Origin of the sequence: Actinomadura rudentiformis (assembly GCF_008923185.1) — a bacterium.
GTDB classification, from domain to species: Bacteria; Actinomycetota; Actinomycetes; order Streptosporangiales; family Streptosporangiaceae; genus Spirillospora; species Spirillospora rudentiformis.
Window position 1 is genome coordinate 119,145 of the sequence record NZ_WBMT01000028.1, and the last position, 20,508, is coordinate 139,652.

The following is a 20,508-nucleotide window of genomic DNA, read 5'->3' on the forward strand; positions in this document are numbered from 1 at the left end:
TGTCGGGGTGGCGGGGATTTGAACCCACGACCCCTTCGTCCCGAACCGCAAATCATGTCCATTCGGGGACATGCAGGTAAAGGCGATCCGCGTTAAAATCCCAGGTAGTCAGCCTAATCCGCTGTCAGTCATTCACGGACAAGGATGGCCCGTCCGCCACCGTCCACGGACAAATCACGGACGGATGATCATGGAGGATCGCGCCGTGGGATACGCGAAAAAGCGCAAGGGCAACAACGGAAATTACCGCTACACGGCCTGCTACCTCGACATCAAAGGTCGAATGCGGTCAGCCGGTACATACTCCAACAAAAAGGACGCCGACAAAGCATGGCAACGACAAGAGGTCGAGGTCGCCAGAGGCCGAACGGGAGACCCCGGCCGCGGAAGACAACACTTCAAGGACTACGTCGAGCAGACCTGGCTCCCGAACCATCAGATCGAGGCCACCGCCCGTGAGGCCTACACGTACGCGATCTACAGGAACATCATGCCGACGTTCGGCTCGATGCGGATGATCGACATCCTCCCCGAGCACGTCCGCGCTTGGATCACGGCCCTCAAGAACCAGGGCATGAAGCCGGTGACCATCCGCTACCAAAAGATCATCCTCAGCGCCATCTTCACCACGGCGATGGACGACCAGGTCACCTTCATCCACCCCTGCCGCGGAGTACGCACGCCCCCGGTCGTCCGCAAGCCCCTCGAAATCATCACGCCCGAGCAGTTCGACGACGTCTACCACGCACTCCCCGAGGGAACCTTCCGGCTCCTCGCCGAAACCGAGATCGACAGCGGCCTTCGCTGGGGCGAGCTCAGCGAGCTCCGCGTGAAGGACCTCAACCTCAGAACCCGCATCCTCACCGTCAGCCGCACGGTCGTCGAGCTGAACCCGAAGTTCCACCCAGAAGGCCGCCACTTTCTCGTCAAGGACTACCCGAAGGACAAGGAGTACCGCCGCTTCAAACTCAGCATCCAGATCACCGAGAAACTCGAAGCCCACATCAGCTCGGCGAACCTCACCCGAGACGACCTCCTCTTCCAGATGCCACCCCAAGACAAGCCCCGAGCCCGCATCACCGAGATCCCAGACCCAGCCACCCTCGGCCGCACGGAACCAAACGAGAAGGGCCGCACCTACAACCACGGCACCCTCAGCGCGTACACCGCCGGCCGGTGCCGCTGCGACTACTGCCGAGCCGCCTGCACCCTCTACCGAGCCGCCCGCCGAGCGGAGGGCAAGGACAACCCTCGCCCCCGCCGCGTCCGAGAGACCGACGGCCACATCCCCAACGACTGGTTCCGCCGCAAGATCTGGTACCCCGCCCTGGCCGCCGCCGGCCTCAACTCCAGACCCACCATGCGCGACCTACGCCACGCCCACGCCTCCTGGCTCCTCAACGGCGGCGCCGACCTCCAGGTCGTCAAAGAACGCCTCGGCCACGCCTCCATCTCCACCACAGAGCGCTACCTACACACCCTCCCCGACGCCGACGAAACAGCCCTAGAAGCCCTCGCCAGAACTCGCAACCGCTCAACCACCCGATAGCCGACTGGCCCAGTCCCCGAAGGACCGGAGAACCCGGCCCTTCGGGGGCTCGTCCAAAGCTTGCCGACAACAATCCAGCGTCGGCCTTGAAGATGACGAGGCCTTCCATGTGCCCGGCGAGTGATCCAGCACCACACCGACACGATCGACGGCTGCCTGGCCCCTCACCCTCATAGCCACACCCGCCACCAATTGCTGTGACGTGGGGTGATGAGAAGTCGCGAGTGCACAGGACGCCGTCGGTGGCGCACGATACGCTGCGTAGCTGCTGGCGCTGCCGTTGGCTAACGTGGATGATCTCGTAAGGAACCTGCGGCGGAATCAGGAACGAACGACATACATGGAGATCAAGTGCAACCCCGCAAGATCGTGGACTTGTTCGCTGGCCCCGGTGGACTTGATGTGGCGGCGGAGAAGCTTGATGTCCCGACCGTCGGCCTCGAATGGGAGGCCTCCGCCTGTGAGACACGACGTGAGGCTGGCCTACAGACCATTGAAGATGACGTGCGCGGCTACGGGCCTACCGACTTCCCCGATGCGAACGTGCTGGCCGGCGGCCCCCCTTGTCAGACGTTCACCGTCGCCGGCACGGGTGTTGGTCGCAAGGCTCTTGAGGACGTCTTGAGCTTCGTCGAGCGAATGGTGAATCGAGAAGATCGCGATGTGATCGCGAAAGATCTCAACAATCTGAGTGACGAGCGGACCGGCCTGGTTCTCGAGCCGCTGCGCTGGGCGCTTGAGGCGATCGACCTGTGGAAGATCCCCTACGATGCCATCGTTCTCGAGCAGGTTCCGGCGGTCCTGCCCGTATGGGAGGCCTACGCGAAGGCATTGCAGGGCGAGGGTTACGCCGTTGATTGCGATGTATTGAGCACGGAGGTGTACGGCGTCCCGCAAACCCGCAAGCGGGCCGTCCTCATCGCGCGCTTGGGTGCTGAGTCGGTCAGCCTCCCCAGCCCCACTCACCGGACCTATCGCAAGGGCGTGCCGCGGGATGAGGGCAATCCAAGCCTAGAGCCGTGGGTGACGATGGAGGACGCGCTCGATCGTCCCTACCGGTTCTCCGTGATTTCGAACTACGGCACCGGGGGTGACCCGAAGGATCGTGGCCGTCGAGCCCACAACGAGCCCTCGGCCACCGTGACCGGAAAGATCTTCCGTAACCGCGTCGTCTCCGATGATGAAGAGGAGCTGCCTCGCTTCACCTACTCGGAAGCCGGCCAGCTACAGACCTTCCCGCGGGACTACCCCTGGTCAGGGAAGGACGTGGGTCAGCAGATCGGGAACGCTGTGCCCCCTCGTCTGGCGATGCACGTTCTTTGTGCGGCATTCGGCTGGTCGCCGCCTACCGATGAGATGCTCAAGAAGCTCGAGACCTGGAGAAGCACAACAACGCCGGCTCCGGGCGGTAGAGATGACGTGACCGCCAAAGAAGTCGTCTGTCCTAACGGCTCCGGTGCTCGCTGTGCGGTTTAGCCGGTTCGCCTAGGCATGCCTCGCTGGATGGCCCTACGGTGGGATCCATGATGATTGTGCGGCCGACCGTCGCCTCAAGTCCCGGCGTCCGCAGGAGCATGAAGGCTAACAGAGGCCGCGACACCAAGCCGGAACTGGCGCTCAGGCGTGCTGTGCATGCTTTGGGACTTCGATACCGAGTCTCGGTACGCCCGCTCCCGGGTGTGAGACGTACGGCAGATTTGGTTTTCACACGCGCCAAAGTGGCGGTCTTCCTTGACGGATGCTACTGGCACGGTTGTCCGGATCATCACACTAAGGCGGCTACCAACGCCGCTTACTGGGCCGACAAGGTCGAAAAGAACCGCGCTCGTGATCGGGAGACCGATGCCTTGCTTGAGGCCGCAGGTTGGATGGCCGTGAGGGTTTGGGAACACGAGGACCCCAGGGAAGCGGCACTCAAAGTCGAATCGATCGTACGCGCGAGGTGACGGCGCGAGGTGACGGTCCGTCTGATAGCCAGGAAGCGGAAAGCCCCGGCCGTCCCGGACCGGGGCCTCCCTACTGCTCACTTACTGCTTGCGATGCTTGAAGGCAAGCCAGCCGGCGAGTATCAAGTACACGAGGACCAGAAAGCCGGTCCAGTTCGGGTCGAGGCCTGCGTGTCGAGCCAGCGCGAGGGTGCTAGCCGGGCCACCGACGCCTACCAGAACGACGGCTCCGATCCTGGCCTTGGCCATACTCTGAATCTCGCCCGTATCGGGAGAGAGACCGAGCGCTATCTCGGCGTGCGCGCTCTCATACTCTCCGTCCGGGGGCTGCTCTCCAGGCCCTTGTGGGGCGGTAGGCGTGATCACGGCGGTGCATGCTCCTTCTGAGGGATGTGGGGCTACGGCGCCAACCGTCCCGGAGAACGATCCTGGCGAGTTCTTCTCGCCCTTCGTGGCCTTCGAAGGGTCGATGGTGCTGCGGGCGATGAACAGCTATTGCGCATGAGGCCTTTTGTTGCGACGGCGCGTCAGTAAGCGGCCAGAACTCCACGACCACTTTTCCGGCCTCGCTCGTGGTATCTCGCGTATTGCTGCACGCCTCCGCCGGAAAGATGAAAGGCCACACGCACAGTGAAAGAGGTATACACGTCTGCAAGGAACCAGGCACCTCAAGTAGCACACAACCGGTGAACAGGCCCGGCCTGCAATGGATTCGGAAGCCGTTCGCCTGATGGTCGCTTTTCTTCTCGGTGGGGGGTCTCGGCCCTGTTCGGGCCCTGCTGACGGTGTACTCATGGTCCTCCTCCACCCCTTCCCCTAACTCCAAGAACACGGATCCGTACCTTTGGCGTCGAGGATGCCCTCGGCTTGAGCCTGATGGCCCGAGCCCGACCAGGTATCCCCGGCATGCACATGAGTGACCCCTCGTAAGCGAGCCACTCCAACGCCCAGACGAGCCGGGCATAACGGAGTTTCTACCGATCGTCCCCGTTAGGCGCAAGCGGTCGGGGCAAATCCGCGTGAAATATGCCTCTTCGCGGCGATCGTCACCCTTACCGCGTTGGGGTAAAGTAATGGTTAATCTGCATTCACCCCTTACGTCCTTGGCGTAGATGACCCGCTGTTGACATCCTTGCTGCGGACCGCATAATCTCCGCGAGGGCGGCTCGGAAAGCATCGAGTCGTCCCGGAACCTCGCCTGGATGAGCTTTTAGCCTGATGGTCTGGGACCTGTAACAACTGGATGGTCTCTTCAGGGTGCTGACCGAGTCATTCGATGACTGGGCTTGGGCTCTGCGTCAGCGTGCCGAAAAGACGACCCTCCCTCGCCACTACAGGGCACAGAGGAAGGCGTTGGCGGCTCTATGAACGTTCACTCGGCCGAGAGTGATGGGCGTCTCCATCGGGAGCAACTGGAGAAGCTTGAACAGTCGCTCAAGGACGCGCTGGCCATCGTGCAGGCCACGCCGCGTGAGAATCTGAGGGCTCAGGAGTGGCTGGAGACCGCGGCCGAGGTCGGCACGCATCTTGCCGAGTCGCGAGAGGCTCTTGCCGAGGTCCGCCACGACGTCGTCGGCGGAGCCCGAACGGCGCTGCTCCTTTACTTCCGCAGTCATCCTGGGGAAGAGGTCTCGCCCCATCAGCTGGAGGGTGTTGCGGCCATCCGGGCATGGGCCCGACGTATCCGCGAACTTCGTCAGGTCGGTTGGGACATCGACACCGTCCGTGCGGGCGCCGACGCGCCGTACCGGCTCAATGCCCCCTACCTGGAGGAGGCTGTTGCCTCGAGCGAAAGGACCATCGGGTCAATCGGTGGGACGAGCCCGGCCGAGAGGTTGATCGAATACCTCCTCCACATCAGCCCCTGGCCAGCGAGCCCGCAGCAGCTCGAACGGGTCGCCAAGGTTCCGACATGGCGCCAAGAGCTGCGCGAACTGGTCGATGAGGGGTGGCTGATCGAGTCGCACGACGACGCCCCGGGGGAGATTCCGCCCGGCCACTACCGGTTGGCGAACCTGGAGTCATGACGAACTGGCCGGTTCGCGCCTTTGGACCCCGGCTGTCGTACCTGTCTGGCATAACGTCACTAGAGCAGAGATATCTCGTATGTTCGTGAGGAGAGCGGATCTCAGTGGTCAGTTCGAATGAGGCCGAGCCTGTCGGACGCTCCGGCTGGTCGGGCGAGGACAGTCTCGTCGCGCAGGTCGTCCTGACCCAGTCTGAGGCGTGCCTCCGGTCTTATGTGGCCAACGCGGATCTGATCGAGGAGCATGCGAACATCGAGACCTCCATCAGAGAGGGGGGCTACGGACACCGGCAGCTGTACGAGCTGATCCAGAACGGCGCCGACGAGCTCATGGGTTCTCGTAACGGGCTCATCCACGTTGTTCTCACCGCCGAGGCCTTGTACTGCGCGAACCGCGGCAACCCGATCACTCCCGATGGTGCTCGAGCCATTCTGGCTTCGCACCTATCTCGCAAGCGAGGCGCGGAGATCGGTCGCTTCGGCGTAGGTTTCAAGTCCGTTCTGAGCGTTACCGATCAACCGCTCTTCTTCAGTCGCACCGGTTCTTTCGGGTGGTCTGCCGCCCATGCCCGTGAGCGGATCCTGGAACGTGTTCCCGGGGAGCGACCTACGCCCGTCCTCCGTATCGCGCATCTCCTTGATGTGGGCCGGGAACGGCTGGCCGACCCGACGCTGAATGAGCTGATGTCCTGGGCCGCGACCGTGGTGAAGCTCCCCTTGCGTGATGGCAGATTCGCCGGCCAACTCGCTGATCAACTCCGTGAGTTCCCGGACGTGTTCGCGGTGTTCTCTCCGCATGCAGGCCGTGTGATCCTCGAAGACCGTAGAAATGTTTCGTACCGCAAGGAGATCTTCGTTCAGGGCGAGGGTGTTCATCGCTCGCTCCAGGTGATCGAGAACGGTGTGGAGGCAGCCCCCTCAGAGTGGTCGGTCTTCGAGACGACTTCCACCCTCTCTGATGATGCATGGGCGGACGCGGGTGAGTATCGCGACCGAGTGGCAGTTCCCATTGCTTGGGCCGTCCCGGATTCTGGTGGGAACAGTGAGGGGGCCTTCTGGGCGTTCTTTCCAACGGATTACAAGACGACCTTGAGCGGTGTCCTGAATGCCGCTTGGAAGACCAACGAAGACCGTCGCCATATCCTCAATGACAATGCGTTCAACGAGGAACTCATGAAGGAGGCCGCCCGTCTGATCGCCGCCTCTCTTCCCAGTCTCGCCGCGCCGGCAGATCCCGCGAGACCTCTGGAACTGATCACGGCCCGTGGTCGCGAGACGCGCAACTGGGCGGACAAGCTCCTTACCGAGCGCGTCCGGACAGAGGTGGCGCATACCCGTTCCCTCCCGGATCAAGAAGGCGTATTCCAACGCCCGGGGGACATCCGGATCCATCCGAAGGCACCCGAGCAGAATGAGGGGCGTTGGAGTGCGTGGGTCGAGCGATGGGCTTCGTACCCCGGCCGTCCCATAGATTGGTGCCACCACTCCGTTGAGAGGACGGCGACGCGCAGGGCTCGCGCCTACATGCTGATCGAGGACGCGAACGGCCAGGCGGCGACTGTCCAAGAGTGGTTGGAAGCTCTGGTTTCAGACGGCACAGCCGCCGCTTCGGCGGTCGCGTTGTCGATCGTGGCCGAGATGGTCGACGAAAACCATCCCTACCAGCATCTGGCGCGCAGGGCTGCGATCCTACGTACGGCGGACGGACGACTGGTCCCCCCGCAGGAGGGGAAGGTCTTCCGGCGCACGGCGATGGATCCCCCCTCCGAGGACACGCTCTACGTGGATCCGGAGTTGGAGGACGATACAGCCACCTCTCAATGTCTCAAGACCCTCGGTATCAGGGAGGCCGACGCTTTCGGCCGCTTCTCCGCGGCGGTCTCCGGTGGCTTCGATCTGTACCGAGGTCCGGATTGGGATCGGTTCTGGCAGCTCGCCCGGCAAGTTCCGGTGGATCGCGCCGTCGACCATGTGATCAGCCGTGGCGTGGTCGCGGATCTCATGGTCCGAACACGTGCCGGGACCTACAAGCGGTTGAGCCGCTGCCTTCTCCCGGGCGCTGTCATCCCCTCCGGAAGTCCTGATGATTCGGGGTTCGTGGTGGATGAGGACTTTCATCACGATGACATCAGGATGCTGAGCGAGTTGGGTATGTCGGACGTGCCGCTCCCTGACGTTGACCCGTCGTCGGCGGTGTGGTTCGACGACTACAGGTCGAGCATGGTCGAGAGGTACTACAAGGCCCTGCCTGCAGGTGTTCGCAGGCCCCAGCAGGGCAGGATCGAGATTGAAGGTGCCCGTCCCGCCGGTCACCTCGGGCTTCTGTTCGACCTCACTCCCGCCGCGTGCTCTCGGTTCATCCAGAATCTGCCGGCCGACGGCCTGGTCACCAAATGGACGGTCCATGCGCTGACTCGTCCCGATGACATGCCCCTCCCCATTCCGTCGCCGTTGGTGTGGGCCATTGAGAAGAGCGGCAGGCTCGCCACCTCGATGGGCATCCGTCGGATTGCGGACTGCGTCGGTCCTGGCTTGGCCGGTCACTCTCGGGTCCTACCCGTGGCGGATATCGACTCTGGCCTTGCGCGGGCTCTCGGCCTCGCCAACAGCCTGGAGGAGATCAAGGGAGCTCTGTGGCTTTCGCTCCTCAAGGAGGCCCTGGAGAGTGAACGACATGTGGAGCTCGGCGCGCTGTACGCGCTTGCCGCCACGCAGTTGAGCGCTCCCGTTGAGATCCGTTGCCAACAGGGCGAGACATGGACCACCTGCCCTCCCGCGGAGGCAGTCGCCACGGCAGACGCCGGCCAGTATCAGCGTCTTATGGCGGGAGACATCCCGGCTCTGTTCGTTCCTGAGTCGGACGACGTCGCCCAGCTCGTGGACCAATGGGGGATGAAAACCTTTGACGAGGTCTACGTCACTGAGCTTCGCGCGTCGTACTCGGGTCAGCCGACGCCCCTTGAGGACGTGTTCCCACAGCTGAAGTTCGAACCCGGGCGCCCGCTGCGCGGCCTTGACCTGCTGCGCTGTGAGGCCCTGGAGCAACTCGTCCGTACGCCGTCGGGCCAGACTTCACAGGCTGTCGACATCGGTCGGCGCGAGGAGACGGTCTACTGGCTCGACCGCGGCGACGACCTGGCGCTCCTCAGAGAGTTGAACGCACTCTTCAGGCTGGGACTCTCCGAGGAGCGTTGTCGGCAGGTCCTTCAGCATCGTGAGGACATCCAGCGAGACCAAAAGATCATTAGGGTCCGAGAGCTGCCGGATCTCCGAGACAAGCTGGTGGCCATGCTCGGGGGGGATGTTCTCCGAGAGAGGCTGCCGTACGGGCTGGTCGATGCTGTCGAGGCCGAGGAAGGCCCGGCCGATGACCGGACCGTTGCCGAGTTGGCGCTCGCCGTCTACGGTTCAGGCGTCCTTCGAGAGTTCCGACAGGAACTGGAGGACTGCGGATTCCCCGTACCGACCCAGATGGCAGGCAACCACCTGGCGAAGGCCTTTGTGGCGGATCTCGGTTTCCCCGCCGAGTATGCCGGGTTCCGGCAGCCAGGCCTCGAACCTGTGCTCACCGTGCAAGGCCCGGTGAACTTCCCGCCCCTGCACGACTACCAGGAGCTCATGGTCGGTCGGATTCTGGAGGTGCTTCAGAGCCGGCCCGCGCTACGCGGAATGCTCAGCCTGCCGACCGGAGCGGGCAAGACTCGAGTCGCCGTGGAGGCGATCATTCGCCGTTTGCGTGCGCTTCCGTCCGACGCCGTCTCCACCCCGGTTCTGTGGGTGGCGCAGACGGAAGAGCTGTGCGAGCAGGCGGTTCAGACCTGGCAGATGGTGTGGCGCAACACGGGTCCGGCCCAGCAGCTGACGATCAGCAGGCTCTGGTCCACCAATGAGGCGGACCAGGTCGGCGAGGGATATCACCTCGTCATTGCCACCGATGCCAAGCTGGAAAAGATCATCGATGTCGACGGCTATGCGTGGCTACGTGAAGTCCAGGCCGTCGTCGTGGACGAGGCGCATGCGTCGATCAGCCCGCGCTACACCCGGGTCCTGGCCGCCCTCGGGTTGACCCCTCATCGATCGCGCTGCCCCTTGGTCGGCTTGACCGCGACTCCCTTCCGTGGGACCAACACGGAAGAGACCGACCGGCTTGTCGCGCGCTATGGTCGCAACCGCCTGGACCATCACCGCGACGGCACGGAGATTCTGGGTGCCGAGCCGTACGTCACCCTGCAGAAGCTCGGCGTGCTGGCCCAGGTCAAGCACGAGGAACTTCCGGGTGCCAGTCTCGATCTGAGCGCGCAGGAGCGAGACTCACTCGCCCAGCTGCGTCGGTTGCCGGCATCGGCCGAGGAGCGGCTCGGCCATGACGCCATCCGTAACGGGATACTGATCAACAAGATCCTCGAGCTGCCCGACGACTGGCCGATCCTGCTTTTCGCGACGTCCGTCAATCACGCCCAGACCATGGCGGCGCTTCTCACGCGCAAGGGCGTGTCGGCCGCCGCGGTGTCGAGCGATACAGATCTTGGTCAGCGGCGTCATGCGATCGAGCAGTTCCGACAGGGCAAGGTTCGCGTCCTGGCCAACTACAACGTCCTATCCCAAGGGTTCGACGCGCCGGCGACGCGAGCCGTGATCGTCGCCCGACCGACCTACAGCCCCAACGTCTACCAGCAGATGATCGGCCGGGGCATCCGAGGGCCGCTGAACGGCGGCAAGGAGGAGTGCCTGATCGTCAACGTCGCCGACAACATCGCCCAGTACGGCGAAGAGCTTGCGTTCCGTCAGTTCGAGTACCTGTGGAAGAGCCGATGAGCACTGACGTTCAACTGACGGAAGAGCAGCGGCAGGTCGTCGAAGAACCTGCAGAGGCTCGCCTTCTGGTGACGGCTCCGGCCGGCTCCGGCAAGACCCTCTCCTTGATCCATCGCCTCGCCTTCCTCATCGAGGAAGAGGAACTCGAGCCATCCGAGATTCTGGTATTGAGCTTCTCGCGCGCGGCCGTCAGCGAGGTCAGGAAGCGTCTGGCCGTCTTCGACTCCGCCGCCGTGCATGTGGACGTTCGGACGTTCGACTCCTACGCGACTTGGCTCCTGTCCGAGGTCGAGCCCGATGGTGCTTGGCAACGTCTGGGGTTCGGGCCACGGATTCGTGAAGCCACTCGGTTGATCAAGGGAGATCCGAATGCCGGTGAACTGGTAGGAGAGATCCGCCATCTGGTCGTTGATGAAGTTCAGGACCTCGTCGGTGAGCGCGCTGAACTCGTACTGGCGCTGCTGGAAACCGACGTCGAAGGGTTCACCCTGCTCGGTGATCCGGCCCAGGGCATCTATGGCTTCCAACTCGACGATCGGCAGGAGCGTCTGGAGGGAGCGGCGCGGCTTTACGCAGAAGTACGCGAACGCTTTGAAGACGATCTCCAGGAGGTCGCACTCGAAGGGAACTTTCGCGCTCGAGAGTCCGAGGCCCGGGTGGCGCTCGCCTACGGTGACTCGCTAGGTGCAGTGGACGCGCCCTTCAGTGAGATTCAGCGAAGTCTGCGGACCACTCTCATGGCGGGGGACTCCCTCGGCACGATCGATCAGGCGGCTCCGGTCCTGGCCCGGCTGGTCGGTACGACCGCGATGCTTTGCAGATCGAACGACGAAGTCCTCCTGATCTCGCGCCGGCTTCACGAGCTTGGCGTGCCGCATCGGCTCCAGCACGCCGCTCAGGACAAAGTCATCCCTTCGTGGGTCGGCTCGCTTTACCGCGAGCTCGATTCCAAGCAGCCGCAGAAGAGCGAGGCGTTGGACGTGCTCAGCCGGGCCGGTGTCGATCCGGAGGTCTCCTGGGAGCTTCTCCGACGCATCGACCGGGGCCGTCGCGGTGAGACCCTCGATCTTTCGGCGATTCGTAAGCGGTTGATACGTGGAGACCTGCCCGACGAGCTCACCCACCAGTCGTCGGAAGGCCTCGTGATCTCGACCGTCCACAGAGTCAAGGGTCTCGAATTCGATCAGGTGGTCGTCGTGGATCCGGGTGATGCCCCCGAGAACGATCCCATCGAACAGGCCGAGCGTGCTCGACTCCTCTATGTGGCGATGACCCGACCGCGTGATCTTCTGATCCACATGAAGCCGATCGCCAAGCTCACCGCCGGCCGTCTCCGGCGGCAGCGGGACGGGCGGTGGGCCGAACTGGGGTTCAAAGCCGGGCGAGTGTTCGGCATTGAGGCTCTTCCGGAAGACGTGAACCGGGACGAGCCGGCGGGCACGATCGGCTTTCAGGAAGACCCACTGAAGATTCAGAACCACCTTGCGACCGCCGTGCGAGAGGGCGACCTCATCACGCTCGTTCAGCTACCGGCCGTCGCGACAACGGACCTCCCAACGTACGCCGTGGAACACGACGGGCACCGGATCGGCGTGACCGGCGAAGCCTTCGTCAGAGCGTTGCGAACGCTTTTGCCCGGTCGTGAACGCAGGCTGCCGCCCACGATCAAGGATCTTCGAGTGGACGACGTGGAAACCGTGATCGGCCGCGAAGCCGCGGGCCTCAACGCGGGTCTCGGCTGGTCGGGCGTCTGGTTGCGACCGCGGATCGTGGGTCTCGGGCGTTGCGACTGGGGTGAAGAGCAGTCATGAGTTTCGACGAGCACTATGCCTTCCGCCGCGAACTGGTCACAAGGCTGGAGCGAGATCTGATCGGTCCCACCGGCGCGGCCGAAGAGACGATCACCGATCCGCCCATCACCAAGTACGCCGCCGGGATCCTGTTCCCGCAGTCTCAGGACAGCGTCGCCGACGCCAACGCACTGGACGTGGAGTCGGAGACCACGGGACCGAACGATTTTCCCGACCCGGCCGTGACCATGGCACACGTGCGTTACCCGTCCTCCATGGGCATGACCTTCTCCGTCGACCTGACGGTCTCGGATTCGATCGTGGTCGAGGTTGAGGCGGCCCGCTATGTGGCCGACGTCCCTGCGGAAGGACGTCGTAGTCGCACCAGTTCCGTGGCGGACGAATCTTGGCGGCGCATGAGCCTGCCGATTCAGCCTCGCAGCATCAAGGTCTCGGAGGTGTTCCAGCAGTCCATCAGAGTGGCCGACAACCTGGAACTCTTCGTTCGGGTGCGGCCAGCGAATGCCGACGGAGTCGCGGCTGTCACGCTGGCGCTCCTCAACCTGTTCGTGGCGCAGGACAACACTTCCGACCGTGATGCAATGGCCTTCTTCCAACCGCGCATCACGGTACGGCCCGTAGACGGATCGTCGTGCTTCGTGGAGCGGCCATCACTTGGTTCCGCAGACACGGACGAGGAAGCCGGGGCCTACAGGCTGCTCTACCGTCATGGGCCGAACTTCGCCACTGGCCACGGCTGCGCGGTGGAGTGGGACCCCGTGGAGGTCGCCATCAACGACCTGGCTGCCACTCCTGCACCTCAGTGGATTCGAACTACGTTCGTGCCCACCTACGATCTTCGGTTGGCCGATTCCAACCTTGAAATCGACGTGGCTCGACTCGGAATGCATCGTCTCGCCACCGCATCCGACGCAGAGGTCGTCGCCGCGCTGAAGGGGCTGACCGCGGGTTACCGCGCCTGGATTCAACGCAGAAGCGAACAGGCTGAGGGCATCTCGGACGAGGGCCTGCGCGAGACCGCCTTCGAGCACTTGGAACGGTGTACGGCGGCGTGCGATCGCATGGATGCGGGGATCGAGCTGTTGGGGAATCCCGCGGACACGGCTCCCATGGAGGCGTTCCGGCTCGCGAACCAAGCCATGGCCATGCAGCGTGCCCGTACGGAATGGCTGAGGTCGTCGGATCGAGAGACCTCGTCGCCTGATGAGACGGCAGGAACCTGGCGTCCTTTCCAGATCGCCTTCATCCTCCTCTCGATCAGCGGAATCGCCGATCGGACGTCGGACGACCGTGACATCGCCGACGTGCTGTGGTTTCCCACCGGTGGTGGCAAGACCGAGGCCTACCTGGGTCTGATCGCCTTCTCCACGTTCCTCAGGAGGTTCCGTGACCCACAGAACGGTGGTGGAGTCACGGTCTTGATGCGCTACACGCTTCGCCTGCTGACGGTCCAGCAGTTCGAACGTGCCGCCCTCCTCATGTGCTGCATGGAGCGATTGCGCCGGGACTCAGGCGACCGTCTCGGCCAGAGGGAGATCTCCATCGGCATGTGGGTGGGACGTGGATCCACGCCCAACACGCTGGACGAGGCCAAGCGCTCTCTACGGAGACTCGCCAGAAACGAGGAGGTGCAGGAGGAGAACCCTGTCCAGATTCGTTCTTGCCCCTGGTGCGGCACTGCCCTTGACCATTACGACTACAAGGTCTCAGGCGATCGCTTGGTGATCGCCTGTGGCACACCGGGCTGCGACTTCGCTGACGGCCTTCCGATCCACGTGGTCGACGAGACCATCTATGCGCAACGCCCGACCTTGATCATCGCCACGGCGGACAAGTTCGCCGGGCTTCCCTGGAAGCCGGAGATCGGCAACCTGTTCAATCATTTCGGTTCAGAACCACCGCCCGAGCTGATCATTCAAGACGAGTTGCACCTCATCTCAGGTCCCTTGGGCACTCTGGCGGGCCTCTACGAGACGGCCGTGGACCTGATCGGCCAACGGCCTAAGGTCGTCGCCTCCACGGCCACGATCCGTCGTGCCGCGCACCAGGGCCTTGCGCTGTTCGATCGTCAGGTGGAGCAGTTTCCGCCGCCTGGGCTCGATGCCAGGGATTCCTACTTCTCAGTTGAGACACCGCCTTCGCGGAAGGCGAGCAGGCTCTACGTGGGCCTCATGGCGCCGGCGACCAGCCAGACGAGTCTGATGGTACGGACGTACGCGGCTTTGCTCCACCATGCCCAGGCGATTGAGGGAAGTGACGAGGTCCGCGATGCTTACTGGACCCTCCTGGGTTACTTCAACAGCCTCCGGCTTCTCGGCGGCGCCAAGCTCCAGGTCCAGGATGACGTCAACGACCGTCTCGACCTTCTCAGTGAGAGTCTCGGCCAGAAACGACGAGACATCGGCCGTGACATCGAGCTGACCAGCCGTGAACCGTCAAGTGCCATCCCCGGCCACCTTCAGGACATGGCCACGCCCTATCCGGACGCATTGGGCGTGATCCTCGCCACCAACATGATCTCCGTGGGCGTTGACGTCGACCGCCTCGGCTTGATGGTCGTGATGGGACAGCCTCAGTCCACCTCCGAGTACATCCAGGCGACCAGTCGGGTCGGGCGGAAGTGGCCTGGACTCGTGGCGATTCTGTTCAACGGGGCGCGATCCAGGGACCGTTCACATTATGAGAACTTCGCTTCATACCACTCCGCCTTGTATCGACAGGTCGAGGCGACCAGCGTGACGCCGTTCTCTGCTCGCGCCCGCGACCGAGGCCTGCACGCCGCCATCGTCGGCCTGGCCCGGCTGATGATTCCAGCAGCCCGTCCCAAGGAGGCCGCCGCTCACATCGCGGAGTTCGAGGACGAACTCAACGCGATCTGCGAGCGGATCCTTGCCCGCGTCGAGCGGGTCGCCGATCGAGCCGAGCGAGACATGACGGAGAAACAGATCAAAGAGATCATCGCCCAGTGGCGCGAGGCGGCGGACGAGGACCCGGAGCTCACGTACGGCACGTACCGGCAGCCCGGCCTTATGGTCGACGCCGGGCGATGGGACGAGTCGGACGACTCGATCGCTTCCTCGTTCGCAACGCTGTGGAGTCTGCGGGACGTCGATGTCGAGTCGACCATCTACCTGGACAGGGAAGCTCGGTGAAGGGAAAGCCCATTGGGGGCGTACGGCGAGCACAGCTCATCACGACCTACGGGGTCGGTTCCCTGATCGCCGTCGGCAGCGAGTCGTTCATGGTGGCCGGACTCGATCGGTGGCCGGAGCTCGGTCCCTTCGACCAGACCGTCCACGAGCGCCGGCTGGAAAAGGAGCTCGGGGTGGAGTGCTTCCGGCTCCCCCCGGCGTCGGAGAGCGCGAAGTACGGCGACATCCCGGTGATCAGGTTTCCGGAGGTCCAGTCCTGCCCGGGGTGCAACCGACTGGCAAAAGCGAGGTTCTTCGGCGCGAGTCGTAGCCCTGCCAAATGCAAGGAGTGCGATCGCGAGCTGGTGCCGTCCAGGTTCGTCGTCTGCTGCGCCGAGGGGCACATCGATGACTTTCCCTACTTTCGCTGGCTTCACAAGGGTGGCAATCCCACTGGGAATGACTCTCAGCGCCACGACTTGAGGCTGAAAGCCACAGGTCGTAGCGCCTCGCTCGGCGACATCGAGATCTCCTGCTCATGTGGCGTGCGCCCTGTCACCATGGAAGGCGCCCTGAGGAAGGCCGCCTTGAAGGGCATCAGCGACTGCACAGGTCGGCGACCCTGGCTCGGCGACGTGCCGACAGAAGATTGCGAACAGCTTCCGCGGGCGATGCAGCGTGGTGCGTCCGGGGTCTGGTTCTCCGATGTGCGATCCGCACTCTCGATCCCACCCTGGTCGGAAGGCGTCCAGAAGCTGGTGGAGCGCCACTGGCGATCCCTCAAGAAGGCGCCCGACCTACGTGACCGCCTTGAAGAGCTGGAGCTGGACGACCATAGGCTGTACAGCGTCGAAGAGATCATTCAGGCCGTGGAGAGACGCCGCCAGGACGATGCCGGTCACACGGACGACTCCGAGGCGACGCTGAAGCTCGACGAGTACCAAGCGCTGACGAGGACCACCGAAGAGAGGCCGGGCAAGCAGGACTTCGTCTGTGTGCCGTGGCCGGACGACGACATCGCAGCCGAGCTGGCCATTGACAAGGTGATGCGGGTCAAGCGACTGCGCGAAGTACGGGTGCTCAAGGGGTTCACTCGTCTGGCCGCTCCGAGCAGCGCGAACCTCGACCAGCGGGCACAGCTCTACTCGACTGAGAACCGACCTGATTGGCTGCCCGCGATCGAAGTCATCGGGGAGGGCGTCTTCCTCCGTTTGGATCCCGATCGAGTCGCCGAGTGGGAATCACATCCTGATGTTCAGGCCCGAGTAGCTCCCATCGACCGCGCTTACCGGGAGCGTTTCGCGCGGTTCGGCCTGGTCCCGGATCGAGACATCACGCCGCGCCTTGTCATGATCCACACGCTGGCTCACTCGATCATCAATGAGTGGAGCTTGGACTCGGGGTACCCCGCGGCGTCCTTGCGTGAGCGCCTGTACGTGTCCGACAAGATGTCCGGCTTTTTGGTCTACACGGCCACCAGCGACTCCGCCGGGAGCCTTGGCGGCATTGTCGCCCAGGTGGAGTCGGGACGGCTCGCCGCCTCTGTGCGCAGCGCCCTACAACGAGTGTCGTGGTGTTCCGCTGATCCACTGTGCATGGAAGCGCAGACCAGCGGCACCGACAACTTGAACCGAGCCGCTTGCCACTCGTGTGTTCTTCTCCCGGAGACCAGTTGCGAGGAGTTCAACACCCTGCTTGATCGTGCCCTGCTGGCGGGCACCTCGGAGGTGCCCGCTCTAGGGTTCTTCTCCTCTAGCGACGCTCGTGCAGCCGAGGAACACTTCGCACAGCGTTGACGATCTCTGTGCGGCCGGAGCACGATCTAGCGCAGGAGCGATCACGATCTTCAGCGGCCGGTTCCACTGGAGCACTCTGCCGATCCTGGGGATCGACAGGCGAACACGAAACCAGACGTGGCTGAGGCTGAAGGACGTCAACGAGCCGTGCTGTGGAGTCTAGTCTTGCCGGATATGAGGTCGCGTGAGCAGCTGCTGGAGATCATGGATCGGGTGTGCGCGGATGTTCATGGGCTTGCGCTCAATGCTGTCGAGGTTCCTGAGCGTCTCGTGGTGGTAGCAGGGGCTGTCGCCTCGGTGGTGCACGATCAAGGAATCGATGTCTTTGGGGACGGCGGTGTCGTGGCGTTCGTGAACGACTCCGGTGTGCCATTCGTCGAACAATCCGAGCAGCTGATCACCACGGCGCGGAGGATGAAGCCGGAAGCCGTACTGCTGGGCGGTTCCGCGCTCGCCGGGCGCCCTGGTGGTTCCTTCCGGCGGATCCTTGCTGTCCAAATGTTCTCCTTGGCGTACGAGATCCGCATGGCTAGAGTCGCCGAGGTCCAACCTGCTCAGGGTCCGATCCGATCCGTCGGCGAGTGGCGCGATGCCAAGGCTGGCCCGACGGCGTGGGCAGAGGAGATCCTCGAACGCGCGGATCGCCCCTATTGAAGGTTGGTCCCTCGGGTTGCCGCTCAACCCTCCTGAGGCAGTACTTCCACCACCATGAAGATCCCTGGACCGCGTATCTCGCCCTCGTCGTCGTGGACCTTCATGTTCCCGGCACCGTCCAGTTCCAGCCGGAGTCCGTCCACGGTCATGAGCGTCTCCTCGCCGTTCGCGCTCCTCCTGAGGACACCGGAGGGAATCTCCGCTGCAGGGAAGTCCGGTGATTCTCCCGTGGCCAGGTTGGTGGTGGTGACCGCCGACCAGGGTTGGAGGACATCAGAGGTGATCCGGCCGTCGCCGGACACCGTGATGACCCGCATACGGTGACGGGCGAACGGGTCGGGTTTGCTGGGAGAGGATTGGCTGGGAGTCACGGTGAACACGGTAGGCGCATCGCCGATGGCTTGCAGATCCCCGACCAGGCTCGGCTGCAGCTCGGCCTGGCCCCGGCCAGACCGGTGGACATCAACGTTGATCTCGCAGGTCCTTGGTACCTCCCAGAGGAACAGGCCGACGCCGGCGCGGCCGGAACGGCGCAGCCCGGGCAGGTGCACCTGGCTATCTGCGGCAGCCGGGCTCCCGACACCGATGCGAGCGTGATCGATGCCTTGCACGGCTCGTGATGAGCAGGCAATACAAGGTCAGTCACGGCCCGGTCGGCGTTGGAATCGAGGTCATGACCTACATCGCCGACCAGTACCGTCCGCCCGACGTTGCCCTGGCCCTCGGGCTCTTCGGTCACCGCAACGTCATCCATGATGCGAAGTACATCATCGTTCTCGGCGACGCGGCCAGCACCCGCACAGAGATCGACCTCGCCTTGTCGATGGACAAGAAAGTCATCCCGTTGCCCTGCAGCGGTGGCACAGCCCGGCGCTTCCACCACCAAGCCGCCCGAGACAAGCGACTCCGCCAATGGATGGCCGACGAGCACTTCGCTGCTCTCAATGCCTGCGACGACCCAGGTGAAGACTTCGTCCGTATCGTCGAGCGTCTGATCACCACTGACCTTGGAGCTTTCGAATGAGCGAACGCCCGTACGTGCTGCTGTCCTGCGCTGCGTCGATCGACGGATACATCGACGACAACACCGACGAGCGTCTCCTGCTGTCCAACGACGAGGACTTCGATCGCGTCGACGAAGTTCGAGCCAGTTGCGACGCGATCATGGTCGGCGCCAACACCATCCGACGCGACAACCCCCGCCTTCTGGTGCGTGCTCAGCAGCGCCGTGAGGACCGTGTTAATCGCGGCCTCCCCGAAACACCGATCAAGGTCACCTTCACCAGCCGCGGCGACCTCGACCCTCAGGCCCAGTTCTTTGCCGCCGGCGACATTGAGAAGATCGTCTTCTGCGCCAGTTCCGCGGTGGACAAGTGCCGCGACCGACTCAGCGGTGTCGCCACGGTCGTGGACGCCGGTAACCCCGTCGACCTGACGGCCGTTCTTGCGGAACTCGCTGCCCGGGGGTCCGACGACTGATGGTTGAAGGTGGTGGCACCGTCCACACCCAGTTCCTCACCGCGGGGTTTGCCGATGAGCTGCAGCTAGTGATTGCTCCATTCTTCGTCGGCGACCCAGAAGCCCCCAGCTTCGTCGGCCCGGGAAAGTTCCCTCATCACCCCGGCCACAGGATGACCGTTGCCGAGGTACGCCAGATCGGAGATGTCATCCTCGCGCGTTACCTTCTGATCCCCACCGCCCAAGACTCGCATCGCCATTTGGCCGGCAACGCCAGATAGACAGCTGACGGCCGCGAATTCCAAGCGACTGGATCGCCCGCGGAGGGTCAGCGACGGGACGCGTTAGCGGCGACTTGCCGATGCCGCCCTCTCCAGCCACCGCGAGGATGTCGGCCGCGGGCCGCTGGAAGTACATCAGCGCCGGGACGGGCCACTCACATGCGGAGTGCTCGATCAGCCAGTGATGGCGGCGATCGATCTGCGCTTCCCGGTTGGTGAACACCTCGTTGGTGGCGAACGGAAGCCTCGGGGCCATGGCCGAAGAACTGATCGATGCTCACCAGAACACCTGATCACGAAGGACCACCCGATGAGATGGCCGCCCGCGGCCGTCTGGCACCTCACCTGACGGGGAAGGCGTCCGGGCCTTCTACGAGATGACCACGCGCTACGTCGACGACCTCAGCCGGCTCGGTCCTGGTCTACTTGGACGGGTAGGCGTTCTCGTCCTAGGGCCCTCCGTTGCTGCAGGAGTCGAACTGCGCTCGCATGGTCTCGGCGCTGCCCATCCTGTCCGGACCGGGCTTCCGGCATTCCCGGGAACCCGACAACAGCTCCAAGGGCACCATGACCGATCCGGACTCGGCTCCCCTCCATGGTGCGGCGCTCACAGGCTTGACGCTAGGACGTGCCTATGGGACGTTCCCCAGCGGCATCACCACCGTCTGCGCGCTCCTCGACCACCACCCGTAGGACTGGTCGCCAGTTCGTTCCCGTCCGTATCAACGCAGCCGCCGCTCGTATCCGTCTGCATCGCTGACTCCTCCACCACCACGTGGCCCCGTCTGCGGACCGCCAACCGGATCGGTATCAGCGTGCTCGCCACCGAACACCGCGTCATCGTGCGCCAATTGTCCGCCGAAGACACCGACCGATCCGCAGGCCAATGACCACGCATCTGGCTGAACAGCTCACCGCTACGGCTGAGCTGCACGCTGCACCGAGAGATACACGCAGGCGATCACATCGTCGTGCTACTAGAAGTCGGGTCCACCGTCATCCGCCCCGAGCACAGCCCCATCATCTTTCACGCCAGCACTC

Annotated in this window: 14 protein-coding genes and 1 pseudogene; 14 read left to right on the forward strand and 1 reads right to left on the reverse strand. The window is 63.7% G+C overall.

Annotated features, from left to right (window positions below):
- Positions 1-205: 205 nt before the first annotated feature.
- The 9 genes from F8566_RS43935 (at position 206) to F8566_RS43980 (ending at position 17,728) form a co-directional block, all read left to right on the forward strand.
- Positions 206-1,549, forward strand: coding sequence for a tyrosine-type recombinase/integrase (locus F8566_RS43935; RefSeq protein WP_225994066.1), 1,344 nt, complete (start codon positions 206-208; stop codon positions 1,547-1,549).
- 351 nt (positions 1,550-1,900) lie between these two features.
- Positions 1,901-3,025, forward strand: coding sequence for a DNA cytosine methyltransferase (locus F8566_RS43940; protein WP_151569343.1), 1,125 nt, complete (start codon positions 1,901-1,903; stop codon positions 3,023-3,025).
- A 98-nt stretch (positions 3,026-3,123) separates the two neighbouring features.
- On the forward strand, positions 3,124-3,495 hold the full coding sequence (locus tag F8566_RS43945) for a very short patch repair endonuclease (protein ID WP_151569416.1): 372 nt from the start codon (positions 3,124-3,126) through the stop codon (positions 3,493-3,495).
- A gap of 1,364 nt (positions 3,496-4,859) precedes the next feature.
- Positions 4,860-5,522: a hypothetical protein gene (locus tag F8566_RS43955; protein ID WP_151569347.1), complete on the forward strand. Its 663-nt coding sequence runs from the start codon at positions 4,860-4,862 to the stop codon at positions 5,520-5,522.
- Positions 5,523-5,626: 104 nt separating this feature from the next.
- Positions 5,627-10,336, forward strand: a complete 4,710-nt coding sequence (locus F8566_RS43960; protein WP_151569349.1) for a DEAD/DEAH box helicase family protein — start codon at positions 5,627-5,629, stop codon at positions 10,334-10,336.
- Positions 10,333-12,147: a UvrD-helicase domain-containing protein gene (locus F8566_RS43965; RefSeq protein WP_151569351.1), complete on the forward strand. Its 1,815-nt coding sequence runs from the start codon at positions 10,333-10,335 to the stop codon at positions 12,145-12,147. Before F8566_RS43960 ends, F8566_RS43965 begins: the two co-directional genes overlap by 4 nt.
- Positions 12,144-15,299, forward strand: coding sequence for a helicase-related protein (locus F8566_RS43970; protein WP_151569353.1), 3,156 nt, complete (start codon positions 12,144-12,146; stop codon positions 15,297-15,299). The genes F8566_RS43965 and F8566_RS43970 overlap by 4 nt, the downstream gene beginning before the upstream one ends.
- On the forward strand, positions 15,296-17,074 hold the full coding sequence (drmB, locus tag F8566_RS43975; protein WP_225994067.1) for a DUF1998 domain-containing protein: 1,779 nt from the start codon (positions 15,296-15,298) through the stop codon (positions 17,072-17,074). The genes F8566_RS43970 and drmB overlap by 4 nt, the downstream gene beginning before the upstream one ends.
- Positions 17,075-17,248: 174 nt before the next feature.
- Positions 17,249-17,728: a hypothetical protein gene (locus tag F8566_RS43980; protein WP_151569357.1), complete on the forward strand. Its 480-nt coding sequence runs from the start codon at positions 17,249-17,251 to the stop codon at positions 17,726-17,728.
- Between the two features lie 23 nt (positions 17,729-17,751).
- Here the strand turns inward: F8566_RS43980 and F8566_RS43985 are convergent, their stop codons facing one another.
- Positions 17,752-18,099, reverse strand: a complete 348-nt coding sequence (locus F8566_RS43985) for a hypothetical protein (protein WP_151569359.1) — start codon at positions 18,097-18,099, stop codon at positions 17,752-17,754.
- 30 nt (positions 18,100-18,129) lie between these two features.
- Between F8566_RS43985 and F8566_RS43990 the strand changes: the two genes are divergently transcribed.
- The 5 genes and pseudogenes from F8566_RS43990 (at position 18,130) to F8566_RS51965 (ending at position 20,357) form a co-directional block, all read left to right on the forward strand.
- Positions 18,130-18,348 carry a hypothetical protein gene (locus tag F8566_RS43990; protein ID WP_151569361.1) on the forward strand — a complete coding sequence of 73 codons (219 nt, stop codon included), beginning with the start codon at positions 18,130-18,132 and terminating at the stop codon, positions 18,346-18,348.
- Positions 18,349-18,401: 53 nt separating this feature from the next.
- Complete coding sequence (locus tag F8566_RS43995; protein WP_151569363.1) at positions 18,402-18,752, forward strand: hypothetical protein; 351 nt, start codon at positions 18,402-18,404, stop codon at positions 18,750-18,752.
- A pseudogene (locus F8566_RS44000) lies at positions 18,749-19,467 on the forward strand (RibD family protein). Before F8566_RS43995 ends, F8566_RS44000 begins: the two are co-directional and overlap by 4 nt.
- A gap of 462 nt (positions 19,468-19,929) precedes the next feature.
- Complete coding sequence (locus F8566_RS51960; protein WP_225994071.1) at positions 19,930-20,160, forward strand: hypothetical protein; 231 nt, start codon at positions 19,930-19,932, stop codon at positions 20,158-20,160.
- A gap of 2 nt (positions 20,161-20,162) precedes the next feature.
- The gene (locus F8566_RS51965; protein ID WP_264159535.1) at positions 20,163-20,357 is read left to right on the forward strand and encodes a flavin reductase family protein; all 195 of its coding nucleotides are present in this window, start codon (positions 20,163-20,165) and stop codon (positions 20,355-20,357) included.
- Positions 20,358-20,508: the final 151 nt, after the last annotated feature.